The organism is Bacillus sp. MMSF_3328 (assembly GCF_030733525.1).
GTDB classification, from domain to species: domain Bacteria; phylum Bacillota; class Bacilli; order Bacillales; family Cytobacillaceae; genus Bacillus_AB; species Bacillus_AB infantis.
In genome coordinates, this window is the sequence record NZ_JASHIV010000001.1 from 157,397 (window position 1) to 170,490 (window position 13,094).

15 protein-coding genes are annotated in these 13,094 nt (G+C 45.6%); 12 read left to right on the top strand and 3 right to left on the bottom strand.

The annotated features are described in order from the left end of the window. Positions 1-44: 44 nt before the first annotated feature. The 5 genes from RBB45_RS00725 to RBB45_RS00745 all read left to right on the top strand — a co-directional run bounded on the left by RBB45_RS00725 (position 45) and on the right by RBB45_RS00745 (position 5,228). A complete protein-coding gene (locus RBB45_RS00725; RefSeq protein ID WP_101550382.1) occupies positions 45-1,313 on the top strand; it encodes a peptidase U32 family protein in 1,269 nt (422 codons plus the stop codon). A 4-nt stretch (positions 1,314-1,317) separates the two neighbouring features. Then, complete coding sequence (gene udk, locus RBB45_RS00730) at positions 1,318-1,953, top strand: uridine kinase (RefSeq protein WP_009791706.1); 636 nt, start codon at positions 1,318-1,320, stop codon at positions 1,951-1,953. A 166-nt stretch (positions 1,954-2,119) separates the two neighbouring features. Then, on the top strand, positions 2,120-2,596 hold the full coding sequence (gene greA / locus RBB45_RS00735) for a transcription elongation factor GreA (protein ID WP_009791707.1): 477 nt from the start codon (positions 2,120-2,122) through the stop codon (positions 2,594-2,596). 72 nt (positions 2,597-2,668) lie between these two features. Beyond that, positions 2,669-4,429 carry a peptidoglycan D,D-transpeptidase FtsI family protein gene (locus tag RBB45_RS00740; RefSeq protein WP_009791708.1) on the top strand — a complete coding sequence of 587 codons (1,761 nt, stop codon included), beginning with the start codon at positions 2,669-2,671 and terminating at the stop codon, positions 4,427-4,429. Between the two features lie 106 nt (positions 4,430-4,535). Continuing rightward, positions 4,536-5,228 (top strand): DUF1510 family protein, encoded by a 693-nt coding sequence (locus RBB45_RS00745; RefSeq protein ID WP_022544215.1) that lies wholly within the window; start codon positions 4,536-4,538, stop codon positions 5,226-5,228. Positions 5,229-5,419: 191 nt separating this feature from the next. Here RBB45_RS00745 and RBB45_RS00750 read toward each other — a convergent pair whose 3' ends face one another. Further along, positions 5,420-5,629, bottom strand: coding sequence for a YrzA family protein (locus RBB45_RS00750; RefSeq protein WP_009796258.1), 210 nt, complete (start codon positions 5,627-5,629; stop codon positions 5,420-5,422). 216 nt (positions 5,630-5,845) lie between these two features. Between RBB45_RS00750 and RBB45_RS00755 the strand changes: the two genes are divergently transcribed. The 6 genes from RBB45_RS00755 (at position 5,846) to RBB45_RS00780 (ending at position 10,271) form a co-directional block, all read left to right on the top strand. Continuing rightward, positions 5,846-6,484, top strand: coding sequence for a class I SAM-dependent methyltransferase (locus RBB45_RS00755; RefSeq protein ID WP_306009019.1), 639 nt, complete (start codon positions 5,846-5,848; stop codon positions 6,482-6,484). A 15-nt stretch (positions 6,485-6,499) separates the two neighbouring features. After that, positions 6,500-7,204, top strand: coding sequence for a 5'-methylthioadenosine/S-adenosylhomocysteine nucleosidase (gene mtnN / locus RBB45_RS00760; protein ID WP_009796256.1), 705 nt, complete (start codon positions 6,500-6,502; stop codon positions 7,202-7,204). Between the two features lie 28 nt (positions 7,205-7,232). Then, positions 7,233-8,156 (top strand): PLP-dependent cysteine synthase family protein, encoded by a 924-nt coding sequence (locus tag RBB45_RS00765; protein ID WP_101550375.1) that lies wholly within the window; start codon positions 7,233-7,235, stop codon positions 8,154-8,156. Between the two features lies 1 nt (position 8,157). Continuing rightward, the gene (locus tag RBB45_RS00770; RefSeq protein WP_009796254.1) at positions 8,158-9,294 is read left to right on the top strand and encodes a bifunctional cystathionine gamma-lyase/homocysteine desulfhydrase; all 1,137 of its coding nucleotides are present in this window, start codon (positions 8,158-8,160) and stop codon (positions 9,292-9,294) included. Between the two features lie 116 nt (positions 9,295-9,410). Beyond that, on the top strand, positions 9,411-9,680 hold the full coding sequence (locus RBB45_RS00775; protein ID WP_262382929.1) for a YrhC family protein: 270 nt from the start codon (positions 9,411-9,413) through the stop codon (positions 9,678-9,680). Positions 9,681-10,130: 450 nt separating this feature from the next. After that, positions 10,131-10,271, top strand: a complete 141-nt coding sequence (locus RBB45_RS00780) for a YrzI family small protein (RefSeq protein ID WP_009796252.1) — start codon at positions 10,131-10,133, stop codon at positions 10,269-10,271. 537 nt (positions 10,272-10,808) lie between these two features. Here RBB45_RS00780 and RBB45_RS00785 read toward each other — a convergent pair. Then, positions 10,809-10,973, bottom strand: a complete 165-nt coding sequence (locus RBB45_RS00785) for a hypothetical protein (RefSeq protein WP_009796249.1) — start codon at positions 10,971-10,973, stop codon at positions 10,809-10,811. A 193-nt stretch (positions 10,974-11,166) separates the two neighbouring features. Here RBB45_RS00785 and sigK point away from each other — a divergent pair, with 193 nt between their 5' ends. After that, a complete protein-coding gene (gene sigK / locus RBB45_RS00790) occupies positions 11,167-11,889 on the top strand; it encodes an RNA polymerase sporulation sigma factor SigK (RefSeq protein ID WP_009796248.1) in 723 nt (240 codons plus the stop codon). Between the two features lie 41 nt (positions 11,890-11,930). On the opposite strand, the gene RBB45_RS00795 is transcribed toward sigK, so the two are convergent. Next, the gene (locus RBB45_RS00795; RefSeq protein ID WP_148949005.1) at positions 11,931-12,899 is read right to left on the bottom strand and encodes a F510_1955 family glycosylhydrolase; all 969 of its coding nucleotides are present in this window, start codon (positions 12,897-12,899) and stop codon (positions 11,931-11,933) included. Positions 12,900-13,094 lie beyond the last annotated feature (195 nt).

A 13,094-nucleotide genomic window follows, 5' to 3' on the forward strand; every position in this document is an offset into this window, starting at 1 on the left:
AAAACTATTAAGCCTATTTTGACTTATAATCAGGAGGTTTTATCGTGAACGCAATTAAAGATAATATCTCGCAAATAGTGGACGGCAAAAGGGTAATCGTCAAAAAGCCTGAGCTTCTTGCTCCGGCCGGAAACCTGGAAAAGCTGAAAATTGCCGTCCACTATGGCGCAGATGCCGTTTTCATCGGCGGCCAGGAGTATGGGCTCCGGTCAAATGCCGGCAATTTTACATTTGAGGAAATGAAGGAAGGCGTAGAGTTCGCAAAGAGCTATGGTGCAAAAATTTACGTGACGACCAATATCTTTGCCCATAACGAAAATATTGACGGGCTTGAGGACTATCTTCTCGGCCTCAAGGAAGCGGGAGTGGCTGGAATTATCGTAGCTGATCCCCTTATCATTGAAACCTGCCGCAGGGTTGCCCCTGAAATCGAGGTTCACCTGAGCACCCAGCAGTCACTTTCAAATTGGAAGGCCGTTCAGTTCTGGAAGGAAGAAGGGCTTGAGCGGGTTGTGCTTGCAAGGGAAACTAGTGCCGAAGAAATCCGTGAAATGAAGGAAAAAGTGGATATTGAAATTGAAACATTCATCCATGGCGCAATGTGCATCGCCTATTCAGGCCGCTGTACGCTGAGCAACCACATGACAGCAAGGGACTCCAACCGTGGAGGCTGCTGCCAGTCATGCCGCTGGGATTATGATTTGTACAAGCTGGAAGGCTCTGAGGAAGTGCCGTTATTCCAGGAACAGGATGCACCTTTTGCCATGAGCCCTAAGGATCTGAAGCTGATAGAATCGATACCGCGCATGATTGAATTGGGCATCGACAGCCTCAAGATTGAAGGCCGCATGAAGTCGATCCATTATGTGGCTACAGTTGTCAGTGTTTATCGCAAGGTTATTGATGCTTATTGTGCGGATCCCGATAATTTTGTGATCAGGCAGGAATGGCTGGAGGAATTGGACAAGTGTGCGAACAGGGAAACGGCGCCTGCCTTCTTTGAAGGGGTTCCAGGGTATAAAGAGCAGATGTTTGGAAATCATAGCAAAAAGACGACCAATGATTTTGCCGGCCTGGTCCTTGGATATGATGAAGAAACGCAAATCGTCACACTTCAGCAGCGCAATAAATTTGCACCGGGGCAGGAAGTGGAATTTTTCGGCCCGGAAATCGAGAACTTTACACAGGTGGTCGATAAAATCTGGGATGAAAAAGGCAACGAACTGGATGCTGCCCGCCACCCGCTGCAAATCGTCCAGTTTAAACTGGACAAGCCGGTATACCCTAACAACATGATGCGGAAGGAGTTTTAACATAATGAATCGCAAACCTGTTGTTATTGGTGTTGCCGGCGGATCCGGCTCTGGAAAGACAAGTGTCACAAAAGCGATTTATGAAAGCTTTAAGGGTCATTCGATCTTAATGCTTGAGCAGGATTATTATTATAAAGATCAGACCCATCTTCCCTTTGAAGAAAGGCTGAAAACAAATTATGATCATCCGCTTGCATTTGATAACGACCTTCTGATTGAGCATATCGAAAAGCTGCAGAGCTATGAACCCATTGAGAAGCCTGTCTATGATTATGCCATGCATACAAGGTCCACTGACGTCATCCATGTGGAGCCAAAGGATGTCATCATCCTAGAAGGCATACTTGTACTGGAGGATGAAAGGCTCCGCAGCCTTATGGATATGAAGCTTTTTGTGGATACCGATGCAGATTTGCGCATCATCAGGCGCCTTTTCAGGGATATTAAGGAACGGGGCAGATCGATGGATTCAGTCATTGAGCAATATGTCAATGTTGTACGCCCGATGCACAACCAATTCATCGAGCCGACGAAGAGATACGCAGATATCATCATCCCGGAGGGCGGCCATAACCATGTGGCCATTGACCTGATGGTAACAAAAATTCATACAATTCTTGAACAAAAGTCATTTTTATGAAACAATAGCATAGAAAAAATGTTAAGATAAGTCTAATGAACAGAAAGCATGCGCGCCCTTTGTCAAAAGGACGCGCTCCTGTGCATTTGCGAATAAAGCAGATGCTTACATACTTACCAATGCACAATCTAAATGGGGGTTGTGATTCTAGAAGGAGTGAAGGATATTGGCTACAGAAAAAGTATTCCCAATGACACAGGCTGGAAAAGAAAAGCTTGAGCAGGAACTGGAGCATTTAAAAACAGTAAAGCGTAAAGATGTTGTAGAGCGTATCAAAATCGCCCGCAGCTTCGGCGATCTTTCCGAGAACTCTGAATATGATTCAGCGAAAGAAGAGCAGGCATTTGTAGAAGGGCGCATCACTACCCTTGAAAATATGATCCGCAATGCAAAGATCATCGAAGAGGATGAGGCAAGCGGCGATACAGTGACACTAGGACGCTCTGTTACATTTGTTGAACTTCCGGATGGAGAAGAAGAATCTTACACAATCGTCGGAAGTGCAGAGGCAGATCCGTTTGAAGGAAAGATTTCCAATGATTCTCCAATCGCAAAAAGCCTGATGGGCAAAAGGGTCGGGGATGAAGTGACAGTTCAGACACCGGGCGGGGATATGAGCGTCCGCATTACAAGCATTAAATAAGGAACCAGTCTTTTTCATAAATATGGTTTGAAATGGGCACACCTCGTCAACACTTTTGACGAGGTGTTTTTTATGTGGAAAAAAAGGGCCATCATTGTCATAAGTATATTCATGCTGGGGATTGTTCTGCTGATCGGGCGGCTCATCCAGATCCAGCTTGTTTCAGCAGAACACTTTTCTGCTCATAATATCAATCTTCTGGATGCCAGCGTCAGGCAGCGTTCCCAGGAGATGGTGATCGACAGCGGGAGAGGCTCTTTCCTGGACAGGAATGGCGAGCCCCTGACCCATCAGGAAATACCTGTACTGGTTTTATTTCCATTTTTAAAAAATATGGATTGGGATTCGCAAAAGGTCGCCTCCATCACAGGCATATCGGAAACTGCCCTTTTATATAGCATCAAAGGAGCAAAAGAGCCGTTTGCCTATGGCAAGCCGAAGCCTCTTGAATTGACCGATGTACAAGCTGAACAAATCAATTCACTTAAGATACCTGGTGTATTTGCTGTTGAAAAAAAATACAGCCTAGCCAATAATCTGGCAGAACAGCTGATCGGCATCACCGGACAGAATAAAGAAGCGGTGCAAAAGCGCTATCCCGGCAAAAACCTTCCTGAAGATACCGTGATCGGCGTTTCCGGTCTTGAAGAAAGCTTTGATGAGTTTCTGATGCCCGATGGCGAATCCAAACTTGTCTACCATGTGGATGCGGCAGGAGGCCCGCTGTTTGGGATAAACGTCAAATATGTCGAGCCTGCAAATCCTTTTTATCCTGTCAACATCAAAACCACTCTGGATGCGGCCCTTCAGGAGGAAGCAGAACGGCTGGCAGATGTGCATGGAATCCGGAATGGGGGGATGGTTTTGTTGGATATAGAGAATAATACAGTCCTTGCCATGGTGTCCAGGCCGCAGATCAATAAGACGGCCCCTTATAAAGACGGGGGCCTGGTGAATGCAATGACCAAACAGCAGATTATCGGATCCGTTTTTAAAACGGTGGTGGCAGCTGCAGCCATTGATTATAACCTGGACAGCCCGGAAAGGCAGTTTGACTGCAGCCGGAAAATCAATGGCCAGCCGGACACGATTTACCAGCATGGAATGCTAAATTTTACAGACAGCTTTGCCAGGAGCTGCAATAATACATTTGCAACCATTGCCAAGGAACTGAAAGAGATAGATCCTGCCATACTGGAGGACTATGCCGGAAAGCTGTCTCTTACAGGAAAGTCAGGCTGGGAAGGGGATATCTATCACTTCACTGATTTCCATCAGCTCGCGCGGGAGGATGAAGGCCGGGTATTTTACTCAGAGGATGCCAAGAAGGACAGCAATTTTGTCGCCTTGACCGGCATCGGACAGCATGAAGTGAGGGCCACTCCGCTTGGGGTGGCGAATATGATGGCCACCATTGCCAAAGGCGGAAAAAAAGAAAGCATCCGTGTTGCCTCTGAAATTGAATATAAAAATGAAACCTCGCTGCTGAAATTTCCGTCCAAAGATTTAGGGGGAGGCAAAATATCCCCTTATACGGCTATGAAACTGCAGAAGCTTTTGAGAGAAGTTGTTGTCAATGAAGAAGGAACCGGAAGATGGTTCAAAGAGCTTCCATATTCAGTGGCCGGCAAATCAGGAACTGCGGAGACAGGACAGTTCGATGATGGAGAGCAGCTGCATAATAAATGGTTTGCGGGATACTTCCCTTACGAAAAACCCAAATACGCCCTTGTCGCAGTCAATCTTGGAGTCAAAGAGAACGAAGGGGGAGTCAATCCGCTTTTTGCGGATATGGTTAAAGCTGTCCATGGGTTTGATGAAGAAATGGAATAGAAGAAGCCCGCAGCCGGCAAGTTTTTCTAACATCAAATTCCTTCATGTTTTGCCGGCACTCATGGTAGAATGTTGACAACCATATATATGGGGAGGAGAAAAACACGTGAATGGCAATTTCGAAGAATCAAACGGGTCATCCCGCTCAGGGAAAAGGGCTAAAAGAAGAAAAACCAATATTATTCTAAATACGCTGATCGGGGTTGTGCTCTTATTGATCATTATTGTATCTGCCGCGATATTCCTGGGCGGCAATGATGATGAAGCAGCCGAGCAGGCACCGGCGTCTGAAAAAGCCGATCCAGAAAATAATGATAAGGATAATGATAATAATACATCTGATGAAACAGCAGGCCAGGAAGAAGAAGCAGACCAGGCTGAGGATTCCGCCCAGGATGGCGGAGATGCTGAAAATGCAGATGAGGATAATGGAGAAGAAGCGGAAGAAGACCAGGATATTGAGGAAGATGCAGAGGTCACCGACGGCGGCAGTGCTCCTGATGTCGAAAAGACCATTGTTAATCCTTCATGGCAGCCGGTCGGCACTTCCCAGACAGGCGAGCACACAGCCGTCTATGAAGGCGTGGACTGGAATGAGATGGTCCAGGCCATCACCTATGCCACTGGAATACCTGAGAGCAATATGACCATCTGGTTCTTAGGGAATAACGGCCCCAATCAATCGGTCGGTACCGTCTCCACCAAAGACCAGCAGGAAAAATACCGTGTCTATATTGAATGGGTGGACGGACAAGGATGGAAGCCTGTTAAAATGGAAGAGCTGAACAGCGTCCAATAAAGTAAGGCTCTTTTCTTAAACTTTGTTGTTTTCCATTAATGCTTACCATGAAATATCATGATAAGAAAAGAGCTGCTCTCTTTACAAAGAGAAAGTCTTTTTCCGAAAGCAGCAATCTAAACGAAAAAAGCCTAAAGGAAAAACCGGCCCGCCGGGTGATCTGTATAAACAGATTGCCGGGGGGCCGGTTTTTATTTATGTTTAGATTTAAAGAGAACGACGGCAGAAAAGTAAGTCCTTCCGTTCTCATCCACATGCATTTGATGGGAGACATGGTGGACAGTCAGCAGGATCGCTTTGTTTACTTCAATCTGATCGTTTATTTTCTTCTCCAGATCCTTTAATTTCTCCGCCTCAAAAAATTCAACCTTATCTTCAATCATATCAAATTGAAAGTTCATGAGAATCTTCCCTTCTTGCTTTGTCACCTTTATTTTACAGGAAGTTCCGCAGATTTTGTACAGTCCGGCCCAGATTTGGGACAGGATTGTGCAGAAAGTTCCTGGATGATTTCTGTTGAATAAAAAAATAGTCTGTGATAAATTGAGAACAAGTCACTTTTTAATTCATAGTATACTTATAGGATTTATGAGTATACAAAAACAGGAGTGAAAAAAATGGGGAAAGAATTTATTGAGCTGTTTGAGCAATGGGCGGATTCATACGATGACAGTGTGACCGGACATGATCTTGAATATAAAGAGGTTTTCAGAAATTATGAAGGGATCCTGGATGCAGTAGCCGGCCGCGCATCGGGTCATGTACTGGAGTTCGGCCCGGGGACTGGCAACCTGACGGCAAAGCTTCTGGAAAAAGGGCTCCGGGTAACTGGTGCTGAGCCTTCTCCTGCCATGAGGAAGATTGCGAGGGAAAAGCTTGGGGAGCAGGCGTCTATCGTAGAGGGAGATTTTCTATCCTATCCTGATCAGGATCCGGTCAATACGATTGTGTCTACTTATGCTTTCCACCATTTGACCGATGCAGAAAAGAACGAAGCGGTTGCATCATATAGCCACCTGCTTGCGATAGGTGGTAAAATAGTTTTTGCGGATACAATGTATGAGTCTGAAGAAGCCTATAAGAAAGCGATATCAGATGCAGAAGACCAAGGCTTCCACAATCTTGCAGAGGATCTGCAGCGTGAATACTACACAACCATCCCGGTCCTTAGAGGGATATTGGAACAGAATGGTTTTAAGGCAAGTTTTTCCCGCTGCAATGACTTTGTCTGGCTGATGGAAGGTGAAAAAATTTAAGAAAGAGGTTCTATCATGAAAATAGCAATCATTGGAGCAATGGAAGAAGAAGTGACTCTATTAAGGGAAAATATTTCAGAGGCAGCAGCAGAAACGATTGCCGGCTGTGAATTCACTTCAGGAAAAATGGATGGAGCCGAGGTTATCCTCCTTCGCTCCGGGATCGGCAAAGTAAATGCGGCAATGTCCAGTGCCATTCTTCTCGAACGCTTCAAGCCCGACTATATTATCAATACAGGATCAGCCGGGGGCTTCAATCCTGAGCTTAATGTCGGAGATGTGGTCATTTCCACGGAAGTCCGCCACCATGATGTCGATGTTACGGCGTTCGGCTACGAATACGGACAGGTGCCCCAGCTGCCTGCAGCATTCGAGGCAGATCAGGATCTTATCAGGATTGCCGAGGACTGTGCCAGGGAAATCAGCGATATACAAACTGTAAGGGGCCTGATTGCAACTGGCGATTCCTTCATGAGTGATCATGAGCGTGTCGAGGCAATAAGGACAAAATTTACGGATCTGCAGGCTGTAGAAATGGAGGCAGCAGCAATCGCACAGGTTTCATACCAATTTGGAACTCCATTTGTGGTCATCCGGTCTTTATCAGATATAGCGGGGAAAGAATCTGATGTTTCATTCGATCAGTTCCTGGAGAAAGCGGCCCTGCATTCAGCAAATCTCGTTATGAAAATCGTTTCTTCGCTTAAAGAGAAAGCATAAGGAAGGCGAAAAAAGGGAGAGAGCCTCTTTGAAAGTTTTTAAAAGTGTCCATGAGCTTATTGGAAATACACCGATCATAGAGCTTCAGCATTTCGAAGTGCCTGAAGGAGTCAGGCTGTTTGCCAAGCTGGAGTTCATGAATCCCGGAGGCAGTGTGAAGGACCGTCTCGGGATGGAGCTTCTGAATGAAGCGTTTGAAAGCGGCAAGCTGAAAAAAGGCGGTACGGTAGTTGAGCCTACAGCAGGAAATACCGGGATTGGCCTTGCTCTGGCAGCCCTGAATAAAGGCATTAGCGTGAAAGTAATCGTACCTGAGAAATTCAGCCTGGAAAAGCAGGACTTGATGCGGGCTTTGGGAGCGGAGGTTATCAATACTCCGACTGAGCTTGGAATGAAAGGCGCAATCGCAAAGGCTGATGAACTATTGAAGGAAATTCCGGGCTCCTACTGTCCAAGGCAGTTCGGCAATCCGGCCAACCCTGAAACCTACTATAAGACGCTTGGCCCCGAAATTTGGGAGCAGATGGCCGGAAACGTTGATGTGTTTGTGGCAGGAGCAGGCACTGGCGGAACTTTCATGGGAACGGCAAGATACTTAAGGGAACAAAATCCTGATATCAAAACCGTCATTGTGGAGCCCGAGGGATCTATTTTGAATGGCGGAGAATCAGGGCCGCATAAAACGGAGGGCATCGGCATGGAATTTTTGCCGGATTATATGGATGAAGCCTATTTCAGCAGCATCCATACTGTCCTTGATGCAGATGCGTTCAGGCTTGTGAAGGAGGCTGCAGAAAAAGAAGGTCTCCTGGTCGGGAGCTCTTCAGGCGCCGCCCTCCATGCAGCGCTGGCTGAAGCGAAGGAAGCAGCACCGGGGACGAATATCATCATGATATTCCCTGACAGCAGTGAACGCTATTTGAGCAAGAAGATTTACGAAGGAGGCATTTAATATGAAAAGAAAAACAAAACTCATACACGGCGGGATTGCAGGAGACCCGCATACTGGGGCCGTCAATATTCCAATATATCAGGTAAGCACATATAAGCAGGAAGGTGTCGGGGGACATAAGGGCTTTGAATATTCCAGGACAGGAAACCCGACAAGGCATGCGCTTGAAGAGCTGATCAAGGACCTTGAAGGAGGCGAGGCAGGATTTGCCTTCGGTTCCGGCATGGCAGCCATTACAGCCGTTATGATGCTGTTCGACAGCGGTGACCATGTCATCATGACAGATGACGTATACGGAGGCACCTACCGCGTTATGTCCAAAGTACTTAACCGTTTTGGGATAGAGTCATCATTTGTAGATACAAGCAATCTTGACAACATTGAAGCTGAAATTAAGCCCAATACAAAGGCTGTCTATCTTGAGACGCCGACAAACCCTCTTCTTAAAATCACAGACATTGAAGGGGCTGCAGCAGCTGCAAAGAAGCATGGCCTGCTGACTATCGTCGATAATACATTCTCAACTCCATACTGGCAGACACCGATCAGTCTTGGGGCGGATATTGTCCTTCACAGCGCCACCAAATATATCGGAGGCCACAGTGACGTAGTAGCCGGCCTCGTAGTCGTGAACAGCAGCAAGCTGGCAGAGGATCTTCATTTTGTCCAGAACTCCACAGGAGGGGTACTTGGCCCGCAGGACAGCTGGCTGCTTATGCGCGGAATCAAGACACTTGGGGTGCGCATGGAAGAAACAGAAGAAAACACAAAAGCAATTGTTGAATTCCTGCAGAACCACCCTGCTGTAAGCAAGGTTTACTATCCTGGCATTGAATCGCATCCAAACCATGAAGTGGCCAAAAAACAGGCACAGGGCTTTGGCGGAATGGTCTCATTTGATGTCGGCAGCGAGGAGAATGCCGACAGGCTCCTCAGCAAGGTAAAGTACTTCACCCTGGCAGAGAGCCTTGGAGCAGTTGAAAGCCTGATCTCAGTGCCGGCCAGGATGACGCATGCATCCATCCCAGCGGAGCGCCGTGCTGAACTCGGCATAACAGACGGGCTTGTACGTATTTCTGTCGGACTTGAAGATAGTGAAGACCTGATTGAAGACTTGAAAAACGCACTGGAAAAGTAAAACAGCGGAGAGCCTGAATAGGGCTCTCCTTTTTTATCAGAAAGTAATTTAACAGATATTTACATCGAATAGCTGCCATAATTATGTTATGGTAGATGCATAGCTTAGAAAAGTAGGTGAACGCATTGAAGACACATGCAAAACAGCTTTATCAGAAAATGGTAGATTATAAGAGGTTTGCAATTGCTTTACTGGCAGTCGGCGCGTTTTTCTATTTGGGTGTGATCATTCCGCAGGAAGCGAAGGAAGCTTCCAGCCTTAATATCATGGCTGCTGCTTCAATGGTGTTTCTGCTTGGTTCTATATATTTCTTCTCAGTTTCCAGAAAGCTGCGGAGCAAGCTCAGCGAGATGGATGAAGGCGAAGAATTTCTGATGAAAAAATAAAGATTTATAGATAGCAGGGTTCGGGGTGATATACTCCGAGCCCTTTTACTTTTTATAAAGCTTATCCTGATACTTCCCAATGCTATTCTCCTTGCTTTTTTACAGCTGCCTGATAAGAAAAAAATAAAAATTAAAAAAAAGGCAGATTTTAGGTTTACAAAAGGATTAAAAGTGGATATACTTACCAATGTAAGCGAATATTTCTGGAAAAAGGAGGCTGAACGAAATGATCAATGTAATTGTAATGAAGTCAAAAACAACTAAATTTAACACGTATTCAGCCTTAAAGGAATGGAACGCTTAATTTCAATGCATAGCATAAATTAGCATATCCGTGCCGCAGGGTGAATCGTGCCCTGCGGCTTTTTATGTCTATTTGAAGGCCGCAGGGGATAATCCTCTGCGGCCTTTTTGCGTGCCCGCAGGATATGACAAGGGAGGTGAGACATTATGACACTTAATATTCTATTTTTATCCATTACGATCAGAAAGCGAACGATGACTGCAGAAGAAATTATGATGCAGGAGCAAGCGAAAAAGATCCATGACCAAAACAAAGACCGCCAATATTCAATGTACCGTCCATTTTAATCTTTAATGAAAAAATACTTCGCGAAAGGTGGAATTTTAGATGATTTATTTAATGCAAGGCCGTCAAGCAATCTTTTGGGTGGAGAAGGACTCCACCTAACTGTTCGGTTGGGAGGAATGAATGATGCTATTGAACGTATTGCTGCTGACATTGCATTTTCGGAAAAAGGCCGCTAAAAAACAAGGTTAACAAAACTTTCACAACAAGGGCGCTGTCATGATGCTTCCATATGGTAAATTCAAGTCAGGAAATAACAAACCAAGGGAGTGCTGACCATGTTCATGATTGTAATGGGATTGGTAGTCTGCTGTGCAGCCGGCCTGATCATATCAGCCGAGGTAGGGGCGGAGTGACAGAAAAGAAGCACAAGCGGGACTGGGGGGATAACCCAGGGACCTGCTTGTGCTTTTTTTTGAGCAGCGAATTGGGAATTGTGAGCCGGGATCACAATTTTGCTTTATTCCGGAAATAGCGGTTCCAGCGGAGTGAGGTAGGACCACTATTCTGCTTCATCAGGGAAAAATCCCCGCTTAAGCTTATTTCTCTCTCTCCGGACGCTTCCACAGATAAAACGTCAAGCCGGCAGTCGCTGCCAGCAGGAAGAGCCCCCTTGCCGAAATCCCTTCAAAGATAAACTCCGCTGCGGTTGATAATAAGACTATAATAAGAACCAATAAAATGATTAATTTTTGCGGTGACATAACTTAACCTCTTTCATATCATGTCTTTATATTTTATAGAGAATAAGCTGTTTTGTCTAATGCTGTACAGCTGGCCGGGCAGCACTGCCCGGCAAGATTGTTTGGAAAAATATATGTGGGACAGACAAAACATGGCTTACGCTTTCATAGGAATTAGTTATAGGCAATAGTCCTAGAAAGCGGGGGTGCATTTATGTCAGGAATTGCAACAGCACTTGGCTATTTGGTAAAGGAGATTGTTTTCCTTGTCTCTTATGTAAAAAACAATGCTTTTCCCCAGCCGCTCTCAGCTGCAGACGAGAGGAAGTATCTGCGGCTCATGGCGGAAGGCGATGCCCATGCACGCAATATGCTGATTGAACATAATCTGCGGCTTGTGGCGCATATTGTGAAAAAATTTGAAAACACGGGAGAGGATTCAGAAGATCTCATTTCTATAGGCACCATCGGTCTGATCAAGGCGATCGAAAGCTATTCGGAAGGGAAAGGCACAAAGCTTGCAACCTATGCCGCACGCTGTATCGAAAATGAAATCCTCATGCATCTCAGGGCTCTTAAGAAAACAAAGAAGGATGTTTCTCTCCATGATCCGATCGGCCAGGATAAAGAAGGAAATGAAATCTCCCTGATTGATGTGCTGAAGTCTGAGTCGGAGGATGTTATTAACACGATTCAGCTGAATATGGAACTGGAGAAGGTTAAGGAGTATATTGATGTGCTGGATGACCGGGAGAAAGAAGTCATCATCGGCAGATTCGGGCTTGATTTAAAGAAAGAAAAGACCCAGAGGGAAATTGCCAAGGAGCTCGGGATATCGAGGAGCTATGTATCCAGGATTGAGAAGCGGGCGCTCATGAAAATGTTCCACGAATTTTACCGGGCAGAAAAAGAGAAAAGAAAAAGCGGGGATAAATAATCCCTGCTTAACAGGAAGGGCACTGGGGATAGTGCTCTTCTTTATTTAATTCTTCCGTTCTTCAGCAGCTGGTTCCAATGTGCTCCGGAATCAGCAGATTCGTATATATCATATAAATAGGTGGAAAACGAGATGGTGCCGGCTTTCTTATAATTGGCAGCAATATAAGTAATCGGGTTGTCATAACTCAGAAAAGGGATATCAAGCCCCTCAGTTTCCAAACTGGCAAGGTCAAGGCTTTTTAAAAGGATTTTTTCATTTTCTACTGAAGAATAGATCAGACGGTCCTCCGTAAATGCCAGTGCAGTTGTCATGACAGGATCTGAGACTCTTTGGACCGTCTTTCCGAAATCATTGGACAGGAAGATCCCTGAGCGGGTAGACATGGCCATCATGCCTTCCTTTGAAGGGTGGACAGCTATCATTCCTAGAGTATCAGACTCCATTCCTTCCAATTCCACCGGCTCCCAGTTCTCTCCTTTATCAGTGGAACGGAAAACACCGGCACCAAGCTCTGATTCAGGCTCCTGGCTTATGATATACAGGGTCTCTCCGCTGAAGCCTGCGGCCAGGAAGTAAAACTGGTCTTTGCCGTAAAACTTGATTTGTGACAGGGTAGCTCCTTTATCATCGCTCTTGATAATGCCGAGCGGGCTTCTTAGTCCAGCTCCTTCTGCAGGCTTTCCGCTTGAGATAAATCCGTTTTCGACTGCCTGGAAGCCCGTATACATATGCTTGTTTTTATTTTGCTCAAACCATTGTCCGTCTTTATAGAACTTCAGGCCATCTTCTTCTGCTGTATAAAGCGCGTCATCATTACCAGGATAGCCAAGGCCATAAATATTGCTGATTTGCTGTTTTTCTGCCTTTTTAATGTCATAAGCTTCCTCTGTCACTTCCTGCTCCTTCTCCTGGCTGCTGTTTTGCTCCTCTTTTTCAGGGGTGCATCCAGTCAGCATGATGAGAATGGTGAAGGAAAACAGGAGAATTAATGCTATTCTCAGCTTCATTGTATCCACTCCAGCTATGTATAGTCAGCGCACAGGCTTCCCAATAAGCCTGTGCGCTGACAATATTATATCAGAAAAGACATAAAAGAGCCTAAAGATGCCATATGCTTGTCCATTTGAAAATCTGTACTTCTATAGGAAGGAAAAACTTTATGAGTGCCCAGTGCTTTTTTGCCGATCTGAGATGGTGATTTT

What these genes read in the sequence shown, in the direction of transcription:
- mtnN (WP_009796256.1), top strand. Translation starts at nt 6,500, where the DNA reads ATGAAAATAGCAATCATTGGAGCAATGGAAGAAGAAGTGACTCTATTA.
- sigK (WP_009796248.1), top strand. Translation starts at nt 11,167, where the DNA reads ATGTCAGGAATTGCAACAGCACTTGGCTATTTGGTAAAGGAGATTGTT.
- RBB45_RS00795 (WP_148949005.1), bottom strand. Translation starts at nt 12,899, where the DNA reads ATGAAGCTGAGAATAGCATTAATTCTCCTGTTTTCCTTCACCATTCTC.
- RBB45_RS00785 (WP_009796249.1), bottom strand. Translation starts at nt 10,973, where the DNA reads ATGTCACCGCAAAAATTAATCATTTTATTGGTTCTTATTATAGTCTTA.
- RBB45_RS00750 (WP_009796258.1), bottom strand. Translation starts at nt 5,629, where the DNA reads ATGAACTTTCAATTTGATATGATTGAAGATAAGGTTGAATTTTTTGAG.
- RBB45_RS00780 (WP_009796252.1), top strand. Translation starts at nt 10,131, where the DNA reads ATGACACTTAATATTCTATTTTTATCCATTACGATCAGAAAGCGAACG.
- RBB45_RS00770 (WP_009796254.1), top strand. Translation starts at nt 8,158, where the DNA reads ATGAAAAGAAAAACAAAACTCATACACGGCGGGATTGCAGGAGACCCG.
- RBB45_RS00740 (WP_009791708.1), top strand. Translation starts at nt 2,669, where the DNA reads ATGTGGAAAAAAAGGGCCATCATTGTCATAAGTATATTCATGCTGGGG.
- RBB45_RS00755 (WP_306009019.1), top strand. Translation starts at nt 5,846, where the DNA reads ATGGGGAAAGAATTTATTGAGCTGTTTGAGCAATGGGCGGATTCATAC.
- udk (WP_009791706.1), top strand. Translation starts at nt 1,318, where the DNA reads ATGAATCGCAAACCTGTTGTTATTGGTGTTGCCGGCGGATCCGGCTCT.